Below are 24,752 nucleotides of genomic sequence, written 5' to 3'. Positions count from 1 at the left end.
GCCCTGGGCAATGTCCTGCGTGTCTCCGCCAACTCACCCCGTCATTCCGGGGCGCGCGCTCAGCGCGCGAACCCGGAATTCGGAGGTGAGATGGATCGGAGTTTCCAAACTGCTCGATTCCGGGTTCGCGCTACGCGCGCCCCGGAATAACAGAGAACACTAGCGTTGCACGACGTCCTGGTTGCTGTGGTTCGAAGCCTGCTGCCCACGCGCGCCCATCGCCGCGACCTCGGTCTTGAGGAGGGCGCCCGGACGCACGCGCTGCAGGCCGTTGACGACGATGCGATCGCCGGACTTCAGGCCCGAGGTGACGATGCGAAGCCCGTCGACGGCGCTGCCGAGCGTGATCGGACGGTAGACCGCGCGGCTGTCGTCGCCGACCGCCATCACGAACTTCTTGTCCTGATCGGTGCCGATCGCGCGCTCGTCGATCATGACCAGCGTCTGCTGCTTCGGCTGGCCCATGCGCACGCGGGCGAACTGGCCGGGGATCAGACGCCCGTCCTCGTTCCGGAACACCGCGCGCACCCGGATGGTGCCGCTCTGGCCGTTGACCTGGTTGTCGATGAGCTGGATGTGGCCTTTTGCCGAGAGGCCGCCGGAGGTCGCCATCTCAACCGGGATCTGGTCGAGCTTGCCGCGTCCGCCCTTGGCGTCCGCGATCGAGTTCAGCGCACGCAGCACGACCTCTTCGTCCGCATCGAATGACGCATAGATCGGATTGACCGAGACCAGCGAGGTCAGCACCGGGGAGGCGGTGCCCGCAGCGACGAGATTGCCGACGGTGATCTCGATCTTGCCGACGCGACCGTCCACGGGCGCGCGCACCTCGGTGTAGTCGAGATTGAGCTTTGCGGTCTGGAGCGTTGCCTCGGCCGCCTTCACGCTGGCGATCGCTTCGCGGTTGGCGTTCTCGCGCTGGTCGAAATCGCGGCGTGTCACGACGGCGTTGCCGACCAGCTGCGCGCCGCGTTCGACCTCGCTGGTGGTGAACACCACGCGCGCCTTTGCGGCCTCGAGCTGGGCGTTGGCCTTGTCGACCTCGGCGGCGTAAGGCGCCGGATCGATCTTGAACAGCACGTCGCCAGCCTTCACCAGCGCACCTTCGGTGAAGTTGGTGGAAAGGATCGCACCGGCAACGCGCGGGCGGAGCTCGACACGGTTGATGGCTTCCAACCGGCCGGAGAAGTCGTCCCACAGCGCCGTCTGCCGCGGCTCGATCATGGCGACGGTGACGGGCACCGCCTGTTCAGCCGCTGCGGCTGTTGCGGTTGCCTGGGCGGAACGAAGATAGTGGCCGGTCGCAACCGTACCGGCTACGGCGAGGGCGCCCAAGATGGCAACGCCGCCAAGAAGGCGGCCAAGGCGGCCGGCGCGGGAGGTATTTTGGGAGGGGGGCATTTGCGCGCTCCAAATATGTAGTGTTCACTACAGATGTGGAGGTGGATGTCGCAGTGCAAGATACTTATGTACCATTCACTAAGAAAAATGTACGCCGATACCGCGACGATTGGAAGACACAAGAAAAAGAAAGCCAGAACAAATAGATAGGACCGGCGTTAAGCTGATACAGGCCGCCGATTCCGAGGAGACAGGCACATGCGCATGGGACGCCCCCGCGAATTCAACGCCGAAACGGCGTTGGACCAGGCGATGGAAGTGTTTTGGCGCCATGGCTATGAGGGCGCCACGATCGCGCAGCTGACCGAGGCCATGGGCATCAATCCGCCCAGCCTCTATGCCTGTTTCGGCAACAAGGAAGGTCTGCTGAAGGCTGCGCTCGATCGCTACACCAAGCTGCGCGGCGTCTGGATGGACGAGGTGGTGGCCGCGTCCACCGCCCGCGACGTCGCCGAACGGATGCTGATGGGCATCGCCGAGAAGCAGACCGATCCCGCCAATCCGCCCGGCTGCCTGCTCGTGCAGGGCGGCATCGCCTGCGGCACCGGCTCCGAAAACGTCCCATTCGAGCTCGCCGCCCGCCGCGCCCAGAACGAGGACCAACTCCGGGACCGTTTTGTCCGTGCCAAGGCCGATGGCGATCTCAAGGAGAGCGCCGATCCCGCCGCGCTCGCGCGCTACGTCTCGGCCGTCGCGGTCGGCATGGGCGTGATGGCATCCTCGGGCGCAGATCGCGAAGCGCTGCGGCAGGTGGCGAGCGTCGCCGTGCAGGCGGTCGAGGCGCAGTCGGCCGACCGAACGTGATGGCCGTAAGCGCCGCCCGCTGTCATCCCGCAGATTATGCAGACAGCGCCGGCGGCGGCACGAAGCCGCCGAACTCGCGTTCGATCAGGTCGGCGAGCGCCATCGTCGTACGATCCTCCAGATAGGGCCCGATGATCTGGACGCCGACCGGCAGGCCCGTCGCTGTGCGCTCGATCGGAACGGCGGTTGCCGGCAAACCGCAGGTCGACGCGGGGTCGGCCCAGATGAAGCACGCATCGGAGTAATTATAGAGCTTGCCATCGATGTCGAGCTGCCGTGCGTCGAACGGTTCGGAATGGTCATGCGGAAAGGCCGGCACGGCGGCGGCCGGGTAGATCACGGCGTCGAACTCACGGAATAGCTGCTGCCACCGTCGTTGCAGCTGCAAGCGCGCCGCATCGGTCGCGAGCCATTCGCGATGGATCATGCCCCAGCCGCGGGCGCGCTCGGCCTGCAGGCTGCGGTCGTCGGGGGAGAGTGCGGCGGCAGCTTCTTGCGCCTCGGCGAGGGCGGCCGGTGTCAGGCGCGGGCTTCGCGCGGCGTTGAGCAGCTTCATGTAGAGCCGCGCAGACTCGGCGAGATCGGGCAGCAGCGTGCTCGAGCGCGCCACCTGTGCGCCCGATCTGCCGAACCGCTCGGCCAATCGTCCAATGGCTGAACGCACGGCCTCGCCCGTCGGCATCAACGGGTGCGTGTCGACCACGAGGATCCTGAAATCCCTGAGATCATCATGGCGCGAGGCGGGCAGCGCAAGCCGATAGCCGATCCCGTCGCGCGTCTCGTCCGGGCCGGCGATCACGTCGAGCGCCAGCGCGAGGTCCGAGGCCGTGCGCGTCATCGGCCCAACGACCGCGAGATCGCCCTGGCTCGGGACGGGCGGTGCGGGCGGCAGGCCGTATCCGCGGAGCGGGACCAGGCCGAGGCTCGGCTTGTGTCCGAACACGCCGCAGAAATGCGAGGGGACCCGGATCGAGCCGCCGATATCCGACCCGATCGAGAGTGGACCGAAGCCTGCGGCCAGCGCCGCGCCGCATCCGCCGGAGGAGCCGCCGGGCGACCGGCCGAGGTCCCACGGGTTGTTAGTCGTCCCGTAGATCTCGTTGTAGCTCTGGAAATCCCTGAGGCCGATCGGAATGTTGGTCTTGCCGATGACGATGGCGCCGGCCGCCTTCAACCGCGAGACGACGAGGGCATCCTCCGCCGGCTGGAAATCCCTGAAATGCGGAAAGCCCCAATTCGTCGGCAGGCCCGCGACGTTGAAGGGCTCTTTCAAGGTCACGGGGATGCCGAGCAATGGCCGTTGCTCGCCGCGGCCCAGTGCGGCATCGGCGGCGCGCGCGGCCGCTCTCGCGCGATCGAAATCGCGCACGATGACCGCGTTGATCCGCCCGTCCAGTTCCTCGATGCGCGCGATCGTGTGCTCGAGCAATTCCGAGGCAGATATCTTGCGGGCGTGCAGGGCGCTCGCCAGTGCTCTGATCGAGCCGTAGTTCAAGTCAGCAGCATCTGCGGTCATCACGAACTCCAATGTATCTCATCGCGGTGTCGACGCTACCCCGCTGCAGATCGCTCGGGGCACCGAACTTGCGATTTTGAGAGGGGGATGAGGAGGCGGCGCAACGGACATCAGATCTGCTTGCCGGGGGCACCGATGCGGAGGCCGGGCTTCGAAGCAGCTATGCCTTCCGACCCGTTAACGGACCGGCGCGCTGGCGGGATTCCCAATCGGCCATGATCCGACTCCGCGCCTGCTTTGCCCGACGTGTCAAACGTCCGCGGCGGCAGGCCTTGGCGGCGTGCGGCGCGAAATTCTTCAATGATTTGTACTTTGCATGGGGTTGTTTTCGCGTTTTTTGTTTGGGCGTCCCCCGGGCCAGGGCATCAGCCGTCAAAGGCCGTATCGATACGGGCGCTCCTAAGAATTCTTACACACAGTTCTGGCACGCTCCCGCGCGTCAAAGTTCCCGCAACCTGCATCGTCGCGTCTCATTGCGCGCACGAAAAGATGGGCCCGCGGAGATCAAAGGGGCGTTGCTCATGACCGCATTTGCTTCGGACGCCGGTTGCGCGAAGCGGGGGATCGTGCCGATCCTGCTGTGCGTCGTGCCGTTCAGCCAAATTCCGCTCGATGCCTATACGCCCGGCCTGCCGCAGATGGTGGTGGATCTCGCCGCCGATCCCGCCTCGATGCAGAACACCGTCACCGCCTACATGCTCGGCATGAGTCTGGCGCTGGTGCCGGTCGGCATCGCCTCCGACACGCTGGGCCGCCGCAACGTCCTGCTCGCAGGCCTGTCGGTGCTGATCGCGATGAGCATCGCCTGCGCGCTCGCCACCAGCGCCTCGCTCCTGCTCGGCTTGCGTTTCCTGCAAGGGATCGGCGGCTGCACCTGCCTTGTCGTGGCCTATGCGGTTGCGGCCGATTGCTATCGCGGCCGTGAGCTCACGGCGATCTCCGGCCTGCTGGGCGCTGCCTGGGGACTCGCGCCGGTGCTTGCGCCCGCGGCCGGCGGCTTCATCGTCGAGCTGACGTCATGGCGTGGTGTCTTCGTCATCATTGCGATCGCCGCGGCCATCGTCGCTGCGATCGTCGTGTTTCTTCTGCCCGAGACGTTGCCGGCCGAGCGGCGCGCGCCGTTCGATCCGCGCCGTACCGCGGGTATCTTGCGCGAGGCGGTGGTCCGCCCGGGCTTCCTGGCTTTCGTGCTGGTGTTCGCTGCGGCCGCGAGCGCGCAGCTGGCATTCGGCGTCGTCGCACCGTTCTTCTACCAGACCGGCCTCGGTTACTCGGCGGCGATCTACGGCCTCGTCGCGCTCGGCCTCGGCGGGGTCAACCTCGCCGGCGAGCTCGGCTGCGCGCATTTTGCGCGCGTCATGCCGGCCCGCATGCTGGGCTTCGGCGCCTTCGCGCTGTTTCTCGCAGGCTCCGCGGTGCTGACCGTGACAGGCATGGTCGTCGGTCTCGATTTCGCGTCGATCACGATCGGCGGCGCGCTGGTGCTCGGCGGCTGCGGCGTGCTGTGTCCGATGATGTACGGCATGGCGCTCGGCCTGTTCGAACGCGACCACGGCCTGATCGGCGGCCTCATCAGCGCGCTCTGCTATCTCGCCGTGAGCGGCGCCATGGCGATCGCGGCGGTGTTGCCTGAAGCAACGCAGGCGCCGATCGGATGGCTCTATCTCGGCCTCTGCGCCATCGCGGGCACGCTGCTCGCGATCTCCTTGCCGTCAGTGCGCCAGCCAAACAGTCTTAAGGAAGGGACCCAATCATGACCACGGTCGGTATTCGCGGCACGTTCTTCGACTTCGTCGACGATCCCTGGAAGCATGTCGGCGACGAGCAGGCCGCCGCGCGCTTTCATCAGGACGGCCTCATGATCGTCACGGACGGCGTCATCAAGGCGTTCGGTCCTTACGAGACGATCGCCGCCCGCCATCCGAGCGTTGAGATCACCCGTATCAAGGACCGCATCATCGTCCCCGGCTTCATCGACGGCCACATCCATCTGCCGCAGACCCGCGTGCTCGGGGCCTATGGCGAGCAGCTGTTGCCGTGGCTGCAGAAATGGGTCTATCCGGAAGAGCTCAAATACCGGGATCGCAACTACGCGCGCGAGGGCGTCAAGCGTTTCCTCGACGCGCTGCTGGCCTCCGGCACCACCACCTGCCAGGCCTTCACGAGCTCCTCGCCAGTTTCAACCGAGGAACTGTTCGAGGAAGCGGCCCGCCGCAACATGCGCGTGATCGCAGGCCTCACCGGCATCGATCGCAACGCGCCAGCCGATTTCATCGATACGCCGGAGAATTTCTATCGCGACAGCAAGCGGCTGATCGCAGAGTATCACAACAAGGGCCGTAACCTCTACGCCATCACGCCGCGCTTCGCCTTCGGCGCCTCGCCGGAATTGCTCAAGGCGTGCCAGCGCCTCAAGCACGAGCATCCGGATTGCTGGGTCAACACCCACATCTCCGAGAACCCGGCTGAATGCAGTGGCGTGCTGGTCGAGCACCCGGACTGCCAGGACTATCTTGGCGTCTACGAGAAGTTCGACCTTGTCGGGCCGAAGTTCTCAGGCGGTCACGGCGTCTATCTCTCGAACAACGAATTCCGGCGCATGTCGAAGAAGGGCGCGGCGGTGGTGTTCTGTCCGTGCTCTAACCTGTTCCTCGGCAGCGGCCTGTTTCGCCTCGGCCGCGCCACCGATCCGGAGCATCGCGTGAAGATGTCTTTCGGCACCGATGTCGGCGGCGGCAATCGCTTCTCGATGATCTCCGTGCTCGACGACGCCTACAAGGTCGGCATGTGCAACAACACGCTGCTCGACGGCAGCATCGATCCCACGCGGAAGGACCTCGCGGAGGCCGAGCGCAACAAGCTCTCGCCCTATCGCGGCTTCTGGTCGATCACGCTCGGCGGCGCCGAGGGCCTCTACATCGACGACAAGCTCGGCAATTTCGAGCCCGGCAAGGAAGCTGATTTCGTCGCGCTTGATCCGAACGGCGGGCAGATCGCCCAAGCGTGGCACCAATCGCTGATCGCCGAGGGCGCCGGCCCGCGCACGATGGACGAGGCCGCGAGCATGCTGTTCGCGGTGATGATGGTCGGCGACGATCGCTGCGTCGACGAGACCTGGGTGATGGGCAAGCGGCTCTACAAGAAGAGCTGAAGCGGACCGCGACGATGAGCACGTCTCCGGATACAGCCGGCAAGCCGGTCGCCCTCGTCATCCAGCGTCGCATCGCTGACGAGGGCTTTGCCGCGTTCGCGCGATGGAACGGCGAGGTGGGCGAGGCGCTCAAGGCCTGGCCCGGTTTCCTGGGGCAGGAGGTGGTGCCGCCGCAGCCGCCGGCGCATGTCGACTGGGTGACGATTTTGCGCTTCGCCAGCCCGGCCGCCGCGCGCGCCTGGCTCCAGAGCGAGGTGCGGGCGAAGCTGATCGGGGAGGTGCAGCGCTTCTTCGTCGGTTCGGAGGATGTTCATATCCTGCCCGACACCGGCGTCCAGCGCGACAGCGCGGTGTCGGCCGTCATCTCCTTCAAGGTGCCGGATGGACTGGAGGACGCGTTTCTGAAATGGCAGCAGCGCATCCAGGCTGCCGAGGCCGAGTTCAAGGGGTTCTTGCGCCACAAGATCGAGCGGCCGATTCCGGGCTTGCGCGACGAATGGATCGTCATCCTGTCGTTCGACAGCGATGCCAACCTCAATGCATGGCTGGGCTCGCCCGTCCGGCAGACCCTGCTGAAGGAGGGCGAGCGCTTCAACGCCGGCATGAACGTGAAGCGCGCGAGCTACGGCTTCAATTTCTGGTTCCCGGCCGGCAAGACGGGGGCTCCCGAGCAGGGCCCGGCCCTGATCTGGAAGAGCAACCTCATCGTCCTCCTGGTGCTCTATCCCGTGGTCTATCTCTGGGGCACTTTCATCAGCCGGCCGCTGATCGACAGTCATGGCGTGCCGATCTGGCTGTCGCTGTTCGTCGGCAATCTCGTCAGCACCCAGTTGCTCGGCTGGTGGCTGGTGCCCGCCGCCTTCAAGGCACTCGACTGGTGGGTCACGCCGAAGGCCGCGATCAGTCGCCAGATCGCGGGCTACGCACTTCTTGCCGCACTCTACGCCGCGTCGATGGGGCTATACGCGCTGTTGCTCGCGTGGCATTGGGGACGGTGAGACCGTTCACCGTACCGTCGCGGAGAGGGGCGGTCGCTGGACATCGACGACCATGTTTGCCCTGACATTCCTCGGCACCTCGGCGAGCGTTCCTTCCGCGGAGCGCAACCATCCGGCCCTGCTGATCGAGGCCGTCGGACAGCGCATGCTGGTCGATTGCGGCGAGGGCACGCAGCGCCAGTTGCTGCGCAGTGGCGCAGGTTTTCGACGGCTCGACCGCATTCTGCTGACGCATGCGCATCTCGATCATGTGCTCGGCATCCCCGGCCTGTTCTCGACGCTGCGCTTGCGGCAGAGCGCCGAGGTGATGATGGTTCATGGCGGTCCAGCGACGCTCGAGACGGTCATCCAGATGCTGGCCGGGTTGTGGGGTGCGGGCAGGGCGCCGCTTCCGGTGGAATTCGCTCCCTTGGCCGCAGGACGGTTCGTCGACGCCGGCGACTTCACCATCGACTGTTTTCCGGTCCGCCATCGCGACACCGACAGTTTTGGATTCGTCTTCCAAAGCCCCGCTCGCCGCCACCTTCAGCCAAATCTGCTGGCGGCGCTGGACGTTCCCGACGGTCCCTTGCGCGGCGAGTTGGCCGCAGGCCGGGCGATCGTGATCGACGGCGATCGAACGATCGATCCGGAAGATGTCCTGGGACCGCCGAGCGGCGGCAGGAAACTTGTCGTGATCGGCGACACCGAAACCACCGAGGGGCTGGCGCAACACGTCGTCGACGCCGACATGCTGGTGATCGAGGCAACGTTCCTCGATCGTGACGCCTCGACCGCGCGGGATTACGGCCATCTCACCGCGGCAGAAGCGGCGTCGTTTGCGGCAGAGAGCAATGTGAAGCAGCTCGTGCTGACCCATATGTCGGGACGCTATGAGGACGAAGAGATTCTCGCCGAGGCGGCGAGGATCTTTCCGAACACCCGGATCGCCGCCGACTTCGATCACATCGTGGTCTAGCCGTCGCGACGAAACATCGCCAGTCGCGGTCTCGTCCGGCTCTACAGATCGGCGGCAACACCGAGGCGGCCGATGCCCGGCAGCTTGACGGCGGGCCGGCGGATGTCGAGGCCGAGCACGGCGCCGAAGAAGTTGATCTCGAGGCCTTCGACCCAGCCGAGGGTCAGGCCGAGATAGCCGAAGAGCGAGGCATAGAAGCCGGTGCGCGAGGCGGTCAGCCCAATCCATTCCCCGGAATAGGGATAATCCTTGCCGATCGCGGTCGGTGGCAGAACCGCGCGAAGTTCCGGCACGGCATCAAGAGCGGCTTGAACGAAGGTGTTTGAATTCGGTCCCGGCCAGGCGCTGTAGTCGCCGTAGGTTCGAAACTTGTAAGTCTCGATCACAGTCCTAATCCTGGGAATGAGGAGCTCGGCCCGTGACCCATCTACGGCGACGACGGTTTCCGGCAGGGCGCCGAACCACCTTCCATCGGGAGCGAAGCCGTTGCTCCGGATCGGTTCGCCCCACGCGGTGTAGTCGTATCGGCTGTAGCTGGTCGCATCCTTTTCCTTGACGACGATCCACGTGTGGACGGCAAAGATGCTTCGCCACCGGACCGTTCGGGCCGCATAAACCCGGATCAGGGCATCGGGATGGGAAGAAGCCGGCGGCAGCAGGCCTGCGCTGGAACGGTCAGCCGTCTGCCAATTGCCGCGGCCATCTCCAAGCCAATAGTACCGCGCGGCCGATAGGCCGATCGGCACGAACAGGAGCAGGAAGAAAATGAGCACGGCTCTTCGCAAGGGGAAATCGGGTTTCGGAAGGAAGCCTTGACGATATAGGTCGCGAAAGCGTTTTCACAATGATCTTCGAATGCAGATCGTCAGCTGTGACGTCGCACGGGACACGTCCTCGAAGAGATCGCTCAGCTCGTCAATCCCGACTTGATCGCGAGATCCTGTACCTGGCTGGTCAGCTCCATCAGCCGCGGCAGTGCCTGGTCGCGGAAGGCCGCCATGTCCATGCGCATGGCATCGACCGTGATGCTCAATCCCCCGATCACCGAGCCCTGGGCGTCGAAGATCGGCGTTGCCAGCGTGCGCAGGCCGTAGGCGTTCTCGCCGTCGGAGACGGCATGGCCTTTTCTCTTCACCTGATCGAGCCGGGCGAGCAAGGCATCGAGATCGGTCAGCGTCCGCTCCGACAGTTTGACGCGAGGGCGCGATTCCAGTCGCTCGATCTGCTCGTCCCGCGCCAGATGCGCCAGCATGACGTGACCGAGCGCGGCGCTGTAGGCGGGAATGCGCGTGCCCGGCCGGCGATCCATCTTGTGGCGGTCGAGGCCCGCGCCGACGCGCGCGAGATAGACCACGTCGCCGCCGTCGAGGATGCCGAGCGAAGCCGCATCGCCGACATCGGGCACGAGATCGCGCAGCAACGGCTCGACCATTGGGCGCAACGACCCATGCGATAGCACGGTGTAACCGAGGTCGAGGCAGGCAACGCCGAGGCGGAACCGGCGGCTCTGCGGCACGGCCTGGAGATAGCCGATCTCGGTCAGGGTCTGAATCAACCGGAACGCCGTTCCGCGATCGAGATTAGCCCGTGCGGCGATCTCACTCAGGGTGAGTTCGAACGCCTCGCTGCTGAAGCTCTTCAGTACGGCAAAGGCCTTGCCGACGGACGCCACATGATTCTTGGGGTTTTTCGGGGGCGATTCCGATTTGCGCTTTGTGGCGTTCTTTTCGACCTTGGCCATGCCCGAATGCCTTGCCATGACAGCCACCGCCCTTGACGCGGCGGCAAGCTGATTTTACGACTGGTCAAGCCAATAACAAATGTTCGCATTCCGAACAACTGATTTGACGATCGGAGGAAGTTTGTCGACACCATCGCTGCACCCTCATGGCGTGTTTTCCGCCGCGCTGACCCCGCTCGACTCCCAGCTCGCTCCCGATCATGCGCGCTTCATCGCGCATTGCCGCTATCTCCTCGATGAGGGCTGCGACGGTATCGCGCTGCTGGGCACGACGGGCGAGGCGAACTCCTTCTCCGCGGCGGAGCGCATGGCGCTGCTCGAGGCGGTGGTGGCTGCCGGCATCGCGCCGCAACGTCTTCTGCCGGGCACCGGCGTGGCCGCGCTCAGCGAGACCATCGCCCTGACGCGCCACGCACTCTCGGTCGGCGTCGACACCGTCGTGATGCTGCCGCCGTTTTATTACAAGGGTGTCACGGACGACGGCGTTTACGCGTCCTATAGCGAAATCGTGCAGCGCATTGGCGATGCCAGGCTCAAGGTCGTGCTCTATCACATCCCGCAGATGTCGGCGCAGCCGATCTCGCATGCGCTGATCGAGCGGGTGCGAACGGCTTATCCGGCAACGTTCGTGGGTATCAAGGATTCCTCCGGCGACTTCGCGAACATGACCGCGATGGTCGAGCGCTTCCCCGGCTTTTCGGTTCTGGTCGGAGCCGATCCGTTGCTGCTGCCGCTGCTGCGCAAGGGCGGCGCCGGCTGCATCACGGCGACCTCCAATCTGGTCGCGCGGGACCTTGCCTATGTCTACAAGCATTTTCGCGATAGCGACGACGACGCGGCGCTCAAGACGGCGCAGGCGCGCATCGTGAAAGCGCGCGAGCTGGTCTCGCGCTTCCCGCAGATGGCCTCGCTGAAGACATTGGTGGCAGAGCGCACTGGCCACGCCGGATGGCAGCGCCTGCGACCGCCGCTGGAGTCGTTGCCGCCCGAGCAGGTGAAAGAGCTGCTCGCGAATGCTGCGGCATTCGCAGCCGCTTTGTAGCCGGCGCGACGACGAGGCGATCCGATGTCGGACTCCTTCCAGGACGCGCTTTCCGGGCTTGCCGCGATCGTCGGCGACAAGCAAATCATCGCGTCCGGACCCGACCAGGAGCCTTATGTGGTGGACTGGCGCGGGCGTTATCACGGCCGCGCGGTTGCGGTGGTGAAGCCCGGCTCCACCGCCGAGGTCGCCGCAGTCGTCAAATTCTGTGCGGCACGGCAGCTCGCGATCGTGCCGCAGGGCGGCAACACCGGCATGTGCGGGGCGGCAACGCCGGACGATCGGGCCGGCAATGTGGTGATCCGGCTCGACCGGATGCGGGCCGTGCGCGACGTCAGCCCGCTCGCGAACACGATCACAGTCGAGGCCGGCTGCATCCTCGCGGAGGTGCAGAATGCGGCGCGCGAGGTCGATCGCTACTTTCCCTTGAGCCTGGGCGCCGAAGGCTCCTGCCAGATCGGCGGCAACATCTCGACCAATGCGGGCGGCACGGCCGTGCTGCGCTACGGGCCGACGCGCGATCTCGTGCTCGGGCTGGAGGTCGTGCTGCCCGACGGGCGAATCTTCAACGGCCTGCGCGCATTGCGTAAGGACAACACGGGTTATGGGCTGAAGCAGCTCTTCATCGGGGCAGAGGGCACGCTCGGCATCATCACCGCGGCGGTGTTGAAGCTGTTCGCGCCGCCGCGCAGCTCGGCGCTGGCGCTGCTGAAATTGCAGGGTGTGGAGCAGGCGCTTGAGATCATGCAGCGCCTGCGCGGCGCGGTCGGCGACCGGCTCGGCAGCCTCGAGATCATGTCGCGCGCGCAGATCGAGGCGATCGCAGAGTCCGTGCCGCATGTCACGATCCCCTTCGAGCTGACGACGCCGTGGTATCTGATCGTCGAACTGACCGACACGCTCGCCGGCGTCGACCTCGATGAGCCGCTCGCCACGGCGCTGGCGGATGCGATGGAGGCCGGCCTTGCCGAGGACGCCATCCTGGCCTCCAACCTCGCACAGGCCAAGGCGATCTGGGCTGTCAGGCACAGCGTGTCCGAAGGCAACAAGCGTAGCGGCTATGTCGTCTCGCACGACAGTGTCGTTCCGCTGGAACGCCAGGCCGCCTTCGTCACCAATGTCGAGGCCCGGATCAACGCCGCGGTACCGCACGCGCGGGTCGTGATGCACGGCCATATCGGCGACGGCAACATCCACGTCATCGCCCTGATCGATCGCGCGCGTTGCCAGGATCCGGCGGCGACGGCGGCGCTGGTGGCGGAGATCAACGAGATCGTTGACGACGAGACCGCGGCGCAGGGCGGTGCGATCAGTGCCGAGCACGGCATCGGCATCACCAATCGCGGCCGGCTTGCCCGTGTTGCCGATCCTCTCGACATCGAGCTGATGCGCGATATCAAGAAATTGCTCGATCCGAAGGGCTTGATGAATCCCGGCAAGATTTTTGGTGCGGGAGCGGCATAACCATGACGAGCGTCCGCCTGCTTGCCGACGATCTCACCGGTGCGCTCGACACCGCGGCGGAGTTCGTCGGCCTGTGCGGTCCGTTCGATGTCGTCTGGTCGGGCGCGCTTGCGCCGCTGGAGTCCGGGAGCCTGGCAATCGATAGCGGCACCCGTGAGCGGTCGAAGGCCGAGAGCGTCGAAATCGTTGGGCGACTGGCGCCCCACCTTCAGGGCGGGACGATCGCCTACAAGAAGGTCGATAGCCTCCTTCGGGGCGCGTGGGCGGCTGAGCTCGACGCCTGCCTGCGCAGCGGCCATTGGGCTTCTTGCGTGGTCGCGCCGGCGTTCGATTATCAGGGACGCCGCACTGTCGGTGGCCAGCAATTCGCCCGCACCGTGCATGGCGATTGGCACAGGGTCGGCGACAATTTGCTGGATCAGTTGCGGCAAGACGGCATCGAAGCACGACAGGGCACGGCCGAAACGCTCTCGCAAGGCGGCGTTCAGGTGTTCGATGCCGAGAGCGACCTCGACCTCGATCGCGTCGTCGAAATGGCGCAGCGCATGCCGAGGCCCGTGTTGTGGTGTGGCAGCGGCGGCCTCGCCGGTGCGCTTGCCCGGGGTCAAGGCTCCTCTGCGTCCTCGCAACTGAAGCGGCCGGTGCTGGGGCTGTTCGGCTCCGACCAGGCCGCCACCGCATCCCAGCTGGCGGCATGTGGTCACGCCACCATCGCGCTGGCCGAGGGGGAGGGCGGCGCGGGCGTTCGACGCAAGCTGGCCGACGAGGGCGTGGCGCTGGTCAAATTCGCCCTCGCTGACGGCTTGACGCGAGCCGAGGCGGCGCGGCGGATCGCGCACGAGATGACCCGGCTGATCACAGCACTCGAACCACCGGGCACGCTGGTTGTTGCCGGTGGAGAAACACTGAAGGCCGCATGCCTTGCCCTTGGCGCGCATGCGCTCGAGGTGACAGGACGTATCGTGCCGGGATTGCCGCGCTCGACGTTGCAAGGCGGCCGCTGGGCCGGCGTCGATGTCATCTCGAAGTCCGGCGCCTTCGGTCTCAGCGAGCTGTGGCGCGACCTGCTTCGGGATAATCATTTGCTCAGCAAGGGGAGTCCGACATGACCTCTCGTCATCTTGCCATCACCATGGGTGATCCCGCCGGGATCGGGCCGGAGATCATCGTCAAGGCCTGCGTCGGGCTGAAGGACCGGATCGCGAACGGCGATCTGCGGATCCTGATCATCGGCAGCGGCGCGGCGCTCGATGGTGCGAAAGCCGCGCTCGGTGCCGGCATTGCGATTCCCGAAGTGCGCAGCGAGGATCGTGACTGGCCGAACCTCTGCTTCCTCCAGGCCGACATCGAGGGCGACCCGATCAAGCCCGGCGTGCTCAGCGCCGATGGCGGCCGCTTTGCCTACAAGGCGATCGAGCAGGGCGTGCGCCTGACGCAGGCGGGCCGGACCGCGGCGATCGTCACGGCGCCGCTCAATAAGGAAGCGCTCAACAAGGCCGGCTATCATTTCCCTGGTCATACCGAGATGCTGGCGCATCTCACCGGCGTGCGCGGCTCGGTGATGCTGCTCGCCCATGGCAATATGCGCGTCAGCCATGTCTCGACCCATGTGGCGCTGGAGGACGTGCCGAAGCGCCTGACGCCGGAGCGTCTGCGCATGGTGATCGACCTCACCAACGATGCCCTGCTGCGGCTCGGAATCGCCAAACCGAAGATCGCGATCGCGGCGCTCAATCCGCATGCCGGCGAGGGCGGCCTGTTCGGCCGGCAGGACATCGACGTGTCTGCACCGACGATCGCGAAAGCGGTCGCCGACGGCCTCGACGTCGTCGGGCCCGTGCCCGGCGATACCATCTTCGTCAAGCTGCGCGCCGGCCAGTACGATGCCGCGGTCGCGATGTATCACGACCAGGGGCACATTCCAGTCAAGCTGCTCGGCTTCCAGGTCGATCCCGCGACCGGCCGCTGGCAGGAATTGTCCGGCGTCAACATCACGCTGGGCTTGCCGATCATCCGCACTTCCGTCGATCACGGCACCGCCTTCGACATCGCCGGCAAGGGCATCGCCAACGAGCACAGCCTGATCGAGGCCATCGACTATGCCGAGCGGCTCGCCGCTGGCGCCTCCGTATCCAAATCATGAGTTCGAACGCACGATGACCAACGCCTTCACGCCCATCGAAATCCAGCGTCCCACCGTCCTCGAGTTCGGCAACGGCACGATCGGCGCGGCAGCGCGCTACGCCGAGCGGATCGGCGCCAGGCGGCCGCTGGTGATCTCGGATCCGTTCAACGCACGCCGCGTCGACATGCTGGCGCTGCCGGGTGCGGTGAAGGTGTTCGGCGACGTCAAGCCCGAGCCGGACCTGCCTAATCTCGAGAAGGCGGTGGCGATGGCGAAGGACGTCAAGCCCGATCTCGTCGTCGGCTTCGGCGGCGGCAGCGCGATGGATCTCGCCAAGCTGGTCGCGGTGATGTGCACGAGCGACGTGCCCTTTGCCGACATCGTCGGGCCGGAGAAGGTGGCCGGCCGCAGCGTCGCGCTGATGCAGATTCCGACGACGTCGGGCACCGGCAGCGAGGCCGGCACCCGCGCGCTCGTGACCGATCCCGTCAGCCAGAACAAGCAGGCGGTGCAGAGCCGCTTCATGCTGGCCGACATCGCCATCGTCGATCCGGATCTGACGATGACCGTGCCGAAGGAGGTCACCGCGGCGACCGGGGTCGATGCGCTGGCGCATTGCGTCGAGGCCTATACCAGCCGCAAGGCGCATCCGACGATCGACCTCTACGCGCTCGAAGGCGCGCGGCTGGTCGGACGTTATCTCAAACGCGCGGTGGCCGATGGCGGCGATCGCGAGGCGCGTGCGGGCCTCGCGCTGGCCTCGCTCTATGGCGGCTATTGCCTGGGACCGGTGAACACGACAGCCGGCCACGCGGTGGCGTATCCGCTCGGCACGCGGCACCACGTGGCACATGGCCTCGCCTGCGCGGTGATCTTCCCGCATACGCTGGCGTTCAACATGCCGGCGGTGGAAGCGAAGACGATCGCGGTGCTCCAGGCGCTCGGCCTGCCGGAGCAGGGCGATCCGAAGCTCGCGTTCGAGGCAAGCTACAAGTTCTGCAGCGATCTCGGCATCGAGATGCGGCTGTCCGCGCTCGGCGTGCCCCGGGACGATTTCGGCGTGATGGCCGACGAGGCGCACGCCATTCGCCGCCTGCTCGACAACAATCCGCGCGACCTCGGCCGGGACGCGATCCTGAACATGTACGAGGTCGCGTTCTGACCGTCTCCGCCGCTCGCGCGCGGCAGCCAATCAACAACACGGAAAACAGAGGAAACTTCTATGAGATCGATGTGGCTTGTCCTTGCCTCAGCCTTGGTGCTGGCGGCCTCACCCGCAAAGGCGCAGGACGGCTATCCGTCCAAGCAGGTGACGGTGGTCGTTCCCTTCGCCGCCGGCGGCACCGCGGACATCTTCGCGCGGATGGTCTCCAACCATTTGCAGGCGAAGTTCGGCAAGCCCTTCGTGGTCGAGAATGTCGGCGGTGCCGGCTCGATCCTCGGCGTGACGCGGGTGGCGAAATCGGCGCCGGATGGCATCACGCTCGGTCTTGCCAGCACGTCCGCGCTTGCGATCAACCCGTCGCTCTACGGGCCGAAGCTCAGCTACCAGCCGGACAAGGATCTGGTGCCGGTCGCCCAGATCAGCGTCGTGCCCAATGTTCTCGTCGTCAATCCCAACAAAATCAAGGCGCGTACCGTGCCGGAGCTGATTGCCTATCTGAAGGCGAATCCGGACAAGGTCTCGTTCGGCTCGGCCGGCGTCGGCACCTCGCAGCACCTTGCCAGCGAGCTATTCCAGCAGATGACGGGCACCAAGATGGTGCACGTGCCCTACAAGGGCTCCAGCCAGATGCTGACGGATCTGCTGAGCGGACAGATTGATCTCGCCTTCGACAACGTCCCCCTGCTGCTGCCGCAGGTGAAGACCGGCCAGCTCGCGCTGCTCGCGACCGCAACGCCGAAGCGCGCCGCCTTCGATCCCGAAGCTCCGGCCGTGGCCGAATTCCTGCCCGGCTTCGAGGCGGTGGCCTGGCACGGTTTCATTGTGCCCGCGGGCACGCCCAAGCCGATCGTCGAAAAGCTCTCGGCCGAGATCCGCGCCTTCATGGCGCAGCCGGAGACGGTGCAGAAGATGGCCGAACTCGGTGCCACCGCTGTCGCCGTGGATTCCGAACCGTTCGCGGCCTACATCAAAGCCGAGACGGCGCGCTGGAAGAAGGTGATCGAGGCCGCCAACATCAAGCTGGAGTAGGGCGGCACGCGATGAGATGAGCCGGCCGCCGCATGCAGATGGGGCGGCCGCTTGTTCAGTGCCGGTCGCCGGTCTAAGTTCGCATCAGCCAACGGGTGCGGGGGTGATGGGGACTGTTCGTTTTCTGCTGGCGGCGATCGTCGTTGGATTTCATTGCCAATTTGGCGTCATTCACCAGACAATCGGAGGTTTGGCCGCTGTAGAAGTCTTCTACATCATCAGTGGCTTCTACATGGCCGCCGCCTATGAGCGGCACTATCCGGGACGGCCTGCTGCATTCTTCGCCAGCCGCTTCGCGAGGCTTTATCCGTTCTACCTCGCTGTCCTGGTGGCTACGTTCGCGCTACACCTGTGGAACCCGGCGAACGAGAGCGGCATCTTCAATTCCCTCCGAACGGAAGAGCGGCCCTATGTGATCAACCTGTCGCTGCTGGGTCTCGATCTCTATTCGGCCATGCACAGCACCACGTATCTCCTGGTTCCGCAGGCGTGGTCGATCAGCGCGGAGATCGTCTTCTACGCGTTGCTGCCTGCCTTGCTTCTCCTGAACAGAAAATGGCTCGCCGGGTTGGTGGTCGCCGCCTTCGCGATCAAGATGACCATTCTGCACGTCTACGAATGGAAATGGGCTTACTTCCCGTTTTACAGCCAGATCGGCTATTTCGGCACCGGCGTTGTGCTCTTCTCGTTGCGAGATCGCCTGACATGGTCGACGCGTGCGGGCTACTGGCTCGCGGCCCTCTACTGCCTCTATCTCCTCGCCGACGTCTATGCCGACGTCGACTATCACGGGGCATCGTTCAGGGCGTGCCGCTGGTTATCGCAACCTGCATCGTTATTCCGACGCTCTTCTCAAGGATCAACGGACCGCTGTCGACCGCGTTGGGCGATGCCTCCTATGGCGTCTATCTCTCGCATTTTCTCTTCATCCAGATCGCGATCAATCTGCAGGTCTTTGATCCGATCACGCTGACCAATCCGCACATTGTGAGCCATTGGCGAATTCTGTTTCAGACCTTGGGCATCCTGCTCGCATCCACGGTCGTCGCGCTCGCCTTCGAGTTCACGGTGCAGCGATGGATTGATCGGGCGCGCCGATCGCTGTTCTACAACCGCAAAGGGCCGCAGGATTCCTTCGGGAAGGCTTGAGACAGTCCGTCTGTCGGTGCGAACGCAGCCAGAACAAGCCGAGATGTTCACAGAAGGGCTGGACCGCGAAGGTCAGCGCGGCTATATGAGCGGCCTGCGAGCCGCTGATTTGCAAAGTTGTCAGCCCGCCCTCGCAGAACTTCCGAAGAAAGCTTAGCGATTTCAAGCGCTTCGGTGGGGAATGGTGTAACGGTAGCACAACAGACTCTGACTCTGTTTGTCTTGGTTCGAATCCAGGTTCCCCAGCCAGTTCCGGGCATGCCCAAAGGTCCAGATCTTCAGGTCCTTCGGTGACAGTGACGGTCCACGGGCCGCGCCGCCGGTCGCGACCGTTTGCCTCATCAGAAATCGCATTTCCCCGGTCGGATCGCCGTGCTCTGCATCGTCCTTGGGTCACACAACTCAAGGAGATTCCTGATGCCCTATGTCGATGGTTTCGTTCTGGCTGTGCCGAAGGACAAGATCGAGGCCTACAAGACGCTGTCGACGACCGCCTGCGCGCTCTGGATGGAGCACGGCGCGCTCGATTATGTCGAATGCGTCGCTGACGATGTCCCCTATGGCGAGCTCACCTCGTTTCCGCGCGCGGTGATGGCGAAGGAGGACGAGGTCGTGGTGTTCGCCTGGATCGTCTACCGCGACCGGGAGACCCGCGATGCCGTCAACAAGAAGGTGATGGAGGACCCGCGGCTGAAGATGGAGGGCATGCCGTTCGACGGCAAGCGCATGATCTATGGCGGGTTCACGACCTTGCTCCGGGCGAGCGACGTCGTCAGCTGACAGGCGAGGAGAAAGCCTATCTCGGAGTGCGCGGTCGACTTCGGCCTGCAGCAGCAGCAACAGGCAGCCGGCGAGCCGCGCCTCCATCACCGAATACACGCTGCTGATCGACGGGGCTGCTGCACGTCACCGTCACCATGCACAATGACCAGCGGCTCGACGGCGATGCCGTCGGCAACGCGCAGATGGCGCGGCAGTAACGGGGACTTGCGTTACTTGATCTTGTCGTAGGCGGAAGCGAAATCGCCCAGCGGCATCGGAATCGCGATCGTCTCCTTGGCCATGTTCTGGAAGGAGACCTTGAGCTGCTTGCCCGACCGCAACGCGGCGAGCAGATCCGGCGCGATCGGCGCCGAGGCGTAGCAGCCGCGGTTCTCGCAGGTCTGGATCTGGAGATCGACCGTCTTGCCCTCGTCGACCTGGAGCTTGGCGCCGATGGGAAGGTTGAGGCCGAGCGGCAATTGCAGCAGCGCCACCGGCGTGCGGGTGTCGGGCGCGATGCGGATGTTGATCAGCACGATGGTCTGGCCGGTCTTGGTCAGCACCGCGTTCTGCTCCATCGCACATTCGAGCGGCGCGTCACGGCTGGCGCTGGTGCAGCGTACGATCCAGCCGGGCTGTTGCGCCGGCGCGCCGTCAGCCTGTGGCTGCGTCGGAGCCGGTGCCGGCTGCGCCGCAGGAGCGGGGGCGTTCTTCTTGGCGGCCTGTTGGGCATACGCGGCGCCCAAGGGCAACAGGACAGCTGCGGCGAGGGCGACAAGTCTGGATTGCATGAGCATGGCGAAACCGCGTTGGCGTGAACCGGGGCCTCGCTGTAGCGTCGCCGGAAGCGCCGTGCAAGCCGCTACTCGGCAGCTTCCTTAACGGTGCCGTGCTCCACCGCCTCGCCGCCTTCGCCGTCACCCGAACGGCCCCAGCCCGAGAACCAGTTGTTGAGCTCGTCGAGATAGAGATAGACCACCGGCGTGGTGAACAGCGTCAGCGCCTGGCTGACGATCAGGCCGCCGACCATGGCGTAGCCGAGCGGCTGGCGGATCTCGGCGCCGGTGCCGTGACCGAGCATCAGCGGCACGCCGCCGAGCAGCGCGGCCATCGTCGTCATCATGATCGGGCGGAAGCGGAGCAGGGCGGCCTGGCGGATCGATTCCGCCGGCGTCTTGTGCTCGTCGCGCTCGGCGGCGATGGCGAAGTCGACCATCATGATGCCGTTCTTCTTCACGATGCCGATCAGGAGAATGATTCCGATCAAGGCAATCAGGCTGAAGTCGAAGCCGGCCGCCATCAGGATCGCGAGCGCGCCGACGCCGGCCGAGGGCAGCGTCGACAGAATCGTGATCGGATGGATGTAGCTCTCGTAGAGGATGCCGAGGATCAGGTAGACCACGACGAGCGCGGCAAGGATCAGCAGCGGCACGGTGCCGAGCGATTGCTGGAACGCCTGCGCCGTGCCCTGGAAGCTCGAGTTCAGCGTCGGCGGCGCGCCGAGCTCGGCCATCGCCTTCTGCACGGCTTCCGTCGCCTGGCCGAGCGCGACGCCCTGGCCGAGGTTGAAGCTGATGGTGATCGCCGGGAATTGGCCCTGGTGGCTGATCGAAAGCGGACGGACCGGATCGGTGGTCCAGGTCGCGAAGGTCGACAGCGGCACCTGGTCGCCGGTCAGCGGCGACTTCAGATAGAGCTTGTTCAGGCTGTCGAGATTGCCCTGCATCTCCGGCAGGATCTCCAGGATCACCTTGTAGGTGTTGAGCTGGGTGAAATACTGCGTGACCTGTCGTTGTCCGAAGGCATCATACAGCGTGTCGTCGATCAGCTGCGGCTGGATGCCGTAGCGCGCGGCGGTGTCGCGGTTGATCTTGAGCTGGACCGTGGTGCCCTGGGTCTGCTGGTCGGTCGCGACGTCGCGCAGCTCCGGCAGCGTCTGCATCTTGGCGAGGATTTTCGGCGCCCACTCGTTGAGCTCGGCGAGGTCGGCGTCCTGCAAGGTGAACTCGAATTGGGTGCGCGTCGGCCGCCCGCCGAGCCGCACGTCCTGGGCCGCCTGCATGTAGACGCGGGCGCCCTCGACCTTGTCGAACTGCGGACGCAGTCGCGCGATGATCTGCTGAGCCGAGGCATCGCGCTTGTCGCGAGCCTTCAGCGTGATGAATATGTTGCCGTTGTTGCCGGCGCGGCCGCTGCCGCCGATCGACATGGCGACGCTGGCGACGTCGGGATCGGCGAGGATGATCTTACCGAGCTGTTCCTGACGCCGGGTCATCTCCTTGAACGAAATGTCCTGCGAGGCTTCCGAAGTCGCCGTGATCAGGCCGACATCCTGCTGCGGGAAGAAACCCTTCGGGATCAGGACGAACAAATAGATCGACAGTCCGAGCGTGGCGAAGAAGATCGCCAGCGTGGTGCGCCGCCAGGCCAGGGCGTGATCGAGAACGTATTCGTAGCCGCGCAGCATCGCGTCGAAGGCGCGCTCGCTCCATTGATAGAAGCGGCCGTGGCGCACCTCGCCATGGGCGCGCAGAAAGCGCGAAGCCATCATCGGCGTCAGGGTCAGCGACACGAACATCGAGACGAAGATGGTCATCGCCAGCACGACGGCGAATTCGCGGAACAGGCGCCCGATGATGCCGCCCATCAAGAGCAGCGGGATCAGCACCGCGACCAGCGAGATGCTGATCGACACGATGGTGAAGCCGATTTCCTTCGAGCCACGAAAGGCGGCCGCCATCGGCGATTCGCCTTCCTCGATGTATCGCGTGATGTTCTCGAGCATCACGATGGCATCGTCGACGACGAATCCGACCGCGATGGTGAGCGCCATCAGCGACAGATTGTCGAGTGAATAGCCGACGACCCACATCAGCGCGCAGGCGCCGAGCAGCGCCAGTGGAACCGTGATGGCGGGAATGACGGTGGCCCAGAAGCTGCGCAGGAAGATGAAGATGACCATGACCACGAGCGCGATGGTCAGCAGCAACGTGAACTGGACGTCCTCGACCGCGGCGCGGATGGTCGTGGTACGGTCGCTGATGAGCTCGATCTTGATGGCGGGCGGGATCGCCGCCACGAGGCGGGGCAGGGTCGCCTTGATCCGATCGACGGTCTCGATGACGTTGGCGCCTGGCTGCTTGAAGATCACCAGGAATACGCCGCGCTTGCCGTTGGCCCAGGCCGCCTGCTTGGCGTCTTCAGCGGCGCTGACCGCCTGGCCGATGTCGCGGATTCGCAACGGAGCGCCGTTGCGATAGGCGATGATGACGTCGTTCCAGTCCTTCGCGTGCGTGAGCTGGTCGTTGGCGTAGATCGTGTAGGCGCGCTTCTCGCCGTCGATATTGCCCTTCGGACTGTCGACCGTGGTGATCGCGATCTGGCTGCGTACGTCCTCCATCGACAGGCCCTTGGCGACCAGCTTCGCGGGATCGACCTGGACGCGGATGGAGGGTTTCTGCTGGCCGCCAATGAAGACCTGGGCGACGCCGGAGAGCTGGCTGATCTGCTGGGCGAGCTGGGCGTCGACCGCGTCGCTGACGCTGGTCAGAGGCAACGTCTCCGATGTCGCCGACAGCAGCAGGATCGGCGCATCGGCCGGGTTGACCTTGCGGTAGGTTGGCGGCGAGGGAAGATTCTTCGGCAACTGGCCGCTGGCGGCGTTGATGGCACCCTGCACGTCATTGGCAGCGCCGTCGATGCTGCGGTTGAGATCGAACTGGATGGTGATCGACGCGGTGCCCAGATAGCTCGTCGAGGTCATCTGCGCGATGCCGGGAATCTGGGCGAACTGCCGCTCCAACGGCTGCGCCACCGACGAAGCCATCGTCTCGGGACTGCCGCCCGGCAAATTGGCGGTGATCTGGATGGTCGGGAAGTCGACCTGCGGCAGCGGTGCGACCGGGAGCAGGGGATAGGCGACGAGACCGACGAAGAGGATGCCGGCCATCAGCAGCGAGGTGCCGATGGGATAACGGATGAAAGGTGCCGAAATCCCGCCCTCGGTCATTCCTGTCGTACCTTGTTCTGGGCGTTCTGGGCCGGGTTCGAACTCGCCACCGCCGTCGAGACGAGGCTTCCGGGCTGCACCTTGAACTGGCCGCCGGTGATCACCTGCTGACCGGGGCTCAGCCCTTCTTCGATGACCGAATGTCCATCGATAGCGTAGGTGACCTTGACCTTGTGCACCTCGGCCTTGTTGTCCTGATTGACGGTATAAGCGTAGAGACCGTTGGTCGAATGCTGAACCGCGTCATCCGGAACCACGGTCGCATCCTTCAGCGTCCGCACCAGAAGCCGCGTCGAGACCGACTGGCCCGGCCACAGCGTGTGGTCCTTGTTGTCGAACACCGCCTTGAGCCGGATCGTTCCGCTGCTGGTATCGACCTGGTTGTTGATGACCGCAAGCTTGCCCTCGGCCAGCGTCTTCTTGCCGTCGGTGGTGAAGGCGATCACCTTGAGCGCGCCGCTCTTCTGGCCTTCGGTGATATAGGGCAGCTGGTCTTCCGGCGCGGTGAAGATCACCGAGATCGGTTCGACCTGCGAGATCGTGACGATGCCCGTCTGCGTCGAGGCGTTGACGATGTTGCCGATGTCGACCTGGCGCAGGCCGGCGACGCCGGTGATCGGCGCCTTGACCTGGGTGTAGTCGAGCTGGGTCTGGGCGTTGGCGATCGCGGCTTCGTCGGCGGCGATCTGGGCGGTGAGCTGGGCGACGGTTGTGCGCTGGGTGTCGACCCGCTGGGCGGTCGCGAATTCGCCGAGCTTCATGGCGCGCTGAAGTTCGAGATTGGCGTTGGCCAGACTAGCCTCGTCCTGCGCCTTCTTGGCCTTGGCCTGGTCGAGCGTGGCTTGATAGGGACGGGGATCGATCGAGACCAGCAGCTCGCCCTGCTGGACGATCTGGCCTTCGCGGAAGGCGAGCTTGTCGATCTGGCCATCCACGCGGGTGCGGACTTGCACGGTGTTGAACCCCTGAACCGTGCCGAGGCCGGTCAGATAGACCGGGAAATCGACCTTCTGAACCGGGGCAACGCTGACGGGGACGGCGGGCGGGCGGGGTGGACCCTTCTGGGCGGTCTGGGTTTTTCCAGCCTGGGAGGCGTCGAATTTCTGCCAACCATAGTAACCCGCGGAGGCCACGGCCGCGATGATCAGAATCCAGAGGATCGGCCGGGACTTTTTCATATCGTCTCGTGTCGGCTCTTGTGCCCTCAGCTACGAATTATGGGGCAATCGTAGGGTTCCAGAGCGTTTGTATAATACACGCCAAGTTCCAGTGTAAACAGCACTATCAGTTGAGAATCCTAAACAATTGGAAAGCTTTGCACCGTCTGGGCAGTGGTCTGGCGCGGCGATGTGCAGTGCTGCATTTTCCCGGCAGGCGCGATCGGCGAACACACCTCAAGCAGCACTCCCGGACGGTGTGCTCGGGCCGAATGGCGCCG

Annotated in this window: 21 protein-coding genes and 1 tRNA gene; 15 read left to right on the top strand and 7 right to left on the bottom strand. The window is 65.0% G+C overall.

All coding sequences use genetic code 11. The annotated features are described in order from the left end of the window. Positions 1–159 precede the first annotated feature (159 nt). Positions 160–1,401, bottom strand: a complete 1,242-nt coding sequence (locus tag GGD67_RS03340) for an efflux RND transporter periplasmic adaptor subunit (protein ID WP_179730874.1) — start codon at positions 1,399–1,401, stop codon at positions 160–162. Between the two features lie 198 nt (positions 1,402–1,599). On the opposite strand from GGD67_RS03340, the gene GGD67_RS03335 reads away from it, so the two are divergent. After that, positions 1,600–2,205 (top strand): TetR/AcrR family transcriptional regulator, encoded by a 606-nt coding sequence (locus tag GGD67_RS03335; protein ID WP_028145193.1) that lies wholly within the window; start codon positions 1,600–1,602, stop codon positions 2,203–2,205. A gap of 34 nt (positions 2,206–2,239) precedes the next feature. Here GGD67_RS03335 and GGD67_RS03330 read toward each other — a convergent pair whose 3' ends face one another. After that, positions 2,240–3,721: an amidase gene (locus GGD67_RS03330; RefSeq protein ID WP_179730872.1), complete on the bottom strand. Its 1,482-nt coding sequence runs from the start codon at positions 3,719–3,721 to the stop codon at positions 2,240–2,242. A 521-nt stretch (positions 3,722–4,242) separates the two neighbouring features. Between GGD67_RS03330 and GGD67_RS03325 the strand changes: the two genes are divergently transcribed. The 4 genes from GGD67_RS03325 to rnz are packed head-to-tail and all read left to right on the top strand — an operon-like array spanning position 4,243 to position 8,828. Beyond that, positions 4,243–5,478, top strand: a complete 1,236-nt coding sequence (locus tag GGD67_RS03325; protein WP_179730870.1) for a multidrug effflux MFS transporter — start codon at positions 4,243–4,245, stop codon at positions 5,476–5,478. Beyond that, positions 5,475–6,872 carry a guanine deaminase gene (gene guaD / locus GGD67_RS03320; protein WP_179730868.1) on the top strand — a complete coding sequence of 466 codons (1,398 nt, stop codon included), beginning with the start codon at positions 5,475–5,477 and terminating at the stop codon, positions 6,870–6,872. Before GGD67_RS03325 ends, guaD begins: the two co-directional genes overlap by 4 nt. Before the next feature lie 14 nt (positions 6,873–6,886). Next, positions 6,887–7,870: an antibiotic biosynthesis monooxygenase gene (locus GGD67_RS03315; protein ID WP_179730866.1), complete on the top strand. Its 984-nt coding sequence runs from the start codon at positions 6,887–6,889 to the stop codon at positions 7,868–7,870. A gap of 52 nt (positions 7,871–7,922) precedes the next feature. Further along, positions 7,923–8,828 carry a ribonuclease Z gene (gene rnz / locus GGD67_RS03310; protein WP_179730864.1) on the top strand — a complete coding sequence of 302 codons (906 nt, stop codon included), beginning with the start codon at positions 7,923–7,925 and terminating at the stop codon, positions 8,826–8,828. Positions 8,829–8,869: 41 nt separating this feature from the next. Here rnz and GGD67_RS03305 read toward each other — a convergent pair whose 3' ends face one another. Then, positions 8,870–9,601: a DUF3750 domain-containing protein gene (locus GGD67_RS03305; protein ID WP_179730862.1), complete on the bottom strand. Its 732-nt coding sequence runs from the start codon at positions 9,599–9,601 to the stop codon at positions 8,870–8,872. A gap of 134 nt (positions 9,602–9,735) precedes the next feature. Then, positions 9,736–10,587, bottom strand: a complete 852-nt coding sequence (locus GGD67_RS03300; RefSeq protein WP_246784226.1) for an IclR family transcriptional regulator — start codon at positions 10,585–10,587, stop codon at positions 9,736–9,738. Between the two features lie 103 nt (positions 10,588–10,690). Here GGD67_RS03300 and GGD67_RS03295 point away from each other — a divergent pair, with 103 nt between their 5' ends. The 10 genes from GGD67_RS03295 to GGD67_RS03255 all read left to right on the top strand — a co-directional run bounded on the left by GGD67_RS03295 (position 10,691) and on the right by GGD67_RS03255 (position 19,323). Beyond that, positions 10,691–11,611: a dihydrodipicolinate synthase family protein gene (locus GGD67_RS03295; protein ID WP_179730860.1), complete on the top strand. Its 921-nt coding sequence runs from the start codon at positions 10,691–10,693 to the stop codon at positions 11,609–11,611. Positions 11,612–11,635: 24 nt separating this feature from the next. Further along, positions 11,636–13,075 carry an FAD-binding oxidoreductase gene (locus GGD67_RS03290; protein ID WP_179730859.1) on the top strand — a complete coding sequence of 480 codons (1,440 nt, stop codon included), beginning with the start codon at positions 11,636–11,638 and terminating at the stop codon, positions 13,073–13,075. 2 nt (positions 13,076–13,077) lie between these two features. Next, the gene (locus GGD67_RS03285) at positions 13,078–14,184 is read left to right on the top strand and encodes a four-carbon acid sugar kinase family protein (protein ID WP_179730857.1); all 1,107 of its coding nucleotides are present in this window, start codon (positions 13,078–13,080) and stop codon (positions 14,182–14,184) included. Continuing rightward, positions 14,181–15,218, top strand: a complete 1,038-nt coding sequence (pdxA, locus tag GGD67_RS03280; RefSeq protein ID WP_179730853.1) for a 4-hydroxythreonine-4-phosphate dehydrogenase PdxA — start codon at positions 14,181–14,183, stop codon at positions 15,216–15,218. Before GGD67_RS03285 ends, pdxA begins: the two co-directional genes overlap by 4 nt. Further along, entirely contained in the window at positions 15,175–16,362 is a 1,188-nt protein-coding gene (locus GGD67_RS03275; RefSeq protein ID WP_179730851.1) for an iron-containing alcohol dehydrogenase, read from the top strand. The genes pdxA and GGD67_RS03275 overlap by 44 nt, the downstream gene beginning before the upstream one ends. 60 nt (positions 16,363–16,422) lie before the next feature. After that, positions 16,423–17,394 (top strand): tripartite tricarboxylate transporter substrate binding protein, encoded by a 972-nt coding sequence (locus tag GGD67_RS03270; protein ID WP_179730849.1) that lies wholly within the window; start codon positions 16,423–16,425, stop codon positions 17,392–17,394. 16 nt (positions 17,395–17,410) lie between these two features. Continuing rightward, positions 17,411–18,367 carry an acyltransferase gene (locus GGD67_RS03265; RefSeq protein ID WP_179730847.1) on the top strand — a complete coding sequence of 319 codons (957 nt, stop codon included), beginning with the start codon at positions 17,411–17,413 and terminating at the stop codon, positions 18,365–18,367. A gap of 44 nt (positions 18,368–18,411) precedes the next feature. Continuing rightward, the gene (locus GGD67_RS39680) at positions 18,412–18,543 is read left to right on the top strand and encodes a hypothetical protein (RefSeq protein ID WP_283814087.1); all 132 of its coding nucleotides are present in this window, start codon (positions 18,412–18,414) and stop codon (positions 18,541–18,543) included. Positions 18,544–18,718: 175 nt separating this feature from the next. Continuing rightward, a tRNA-Gln gene (locus GGD67_RS03260) sits at positions 18,719–18,792 on the top strand. Between the two features lie 168 nt (positions 18,793–18,960). After that, on the top strand, positions 18,961–19,323 hold the full coding sequence (locus tag GGD67_RS03255) for a DUF1428 domain-containing protein (RefSeq protein ID WP_026202257.1): 363 nt from the start codon (positions 18,961–18,963) through the stop codon (positions 19,321–19,323). A gap of 212 nt (positions 19,324–19,535) precedes the next feature. Here GGD67_RS03255 and GGD67_RS03250 read toward each other — a convergent pair whose 3' ends face one another. The 3 genes from GGD67_RS03250 to GGD67_RS03240 all read right to left on the bottom strand — a co-directional run bounded on the left by GGD67_RS03250 (position 19,536) and on the right by GGD67_RS03240 (position 24,492). Next, positions 19,536–20,102: an invasion associated locus B family protein gene (locus tag GGD67_RS03250; RefSeq protein ID WP_018319814.1), complete on the bottom strand. Its 567-nt coding sequence runs from the start codon at positions 20,100–20,102 to the stop codon at positions 19,536–19,538. 65 nt (positions 20,103–20,167) lie between these two features. Next, a complete protein-coding gene (locus GGD67_RS03245; RefSeq protein ID WP_092252580.1) occupies positions 20,168–23,314 on the bottom strand; it encodes a multidrug efflux RND transporter permease subunit in 3,147 nt (1,048 codons plus the stop codon). Further along, positions 23,311–24,492, bottom strand: a complete 1,182-nt coding sequence (locus GGD67_RS03240; protein ID WP_179730845.1) for an efflux RND transporter periplasmic adaptor subunit — start codon at positions 24,490–24,492, stop codon at positions 23,311–23,313. Before GGD67_RS03240 ends, GGD67_RS03245 begins: the two co-directional genes overlap by 4 nt. Positions 24,493–24,752 lie beyond the last annotated feature (260 nt).

This window comes from Bradyrhizobium sp. IAR9 (assembly GCF_013408065.1).
Classification (GTDB): Bacteria; Pseudomonadota; Alphaproteobacteria; order Rhizobiales; family Xanthobacteraceae; genus Bradyrhizobium.
The sequence above is the reverse complement of the archived record's forward strand: the minus strand, read 5'-3'. Positions and strand labels throughout refer to the sequence as shown.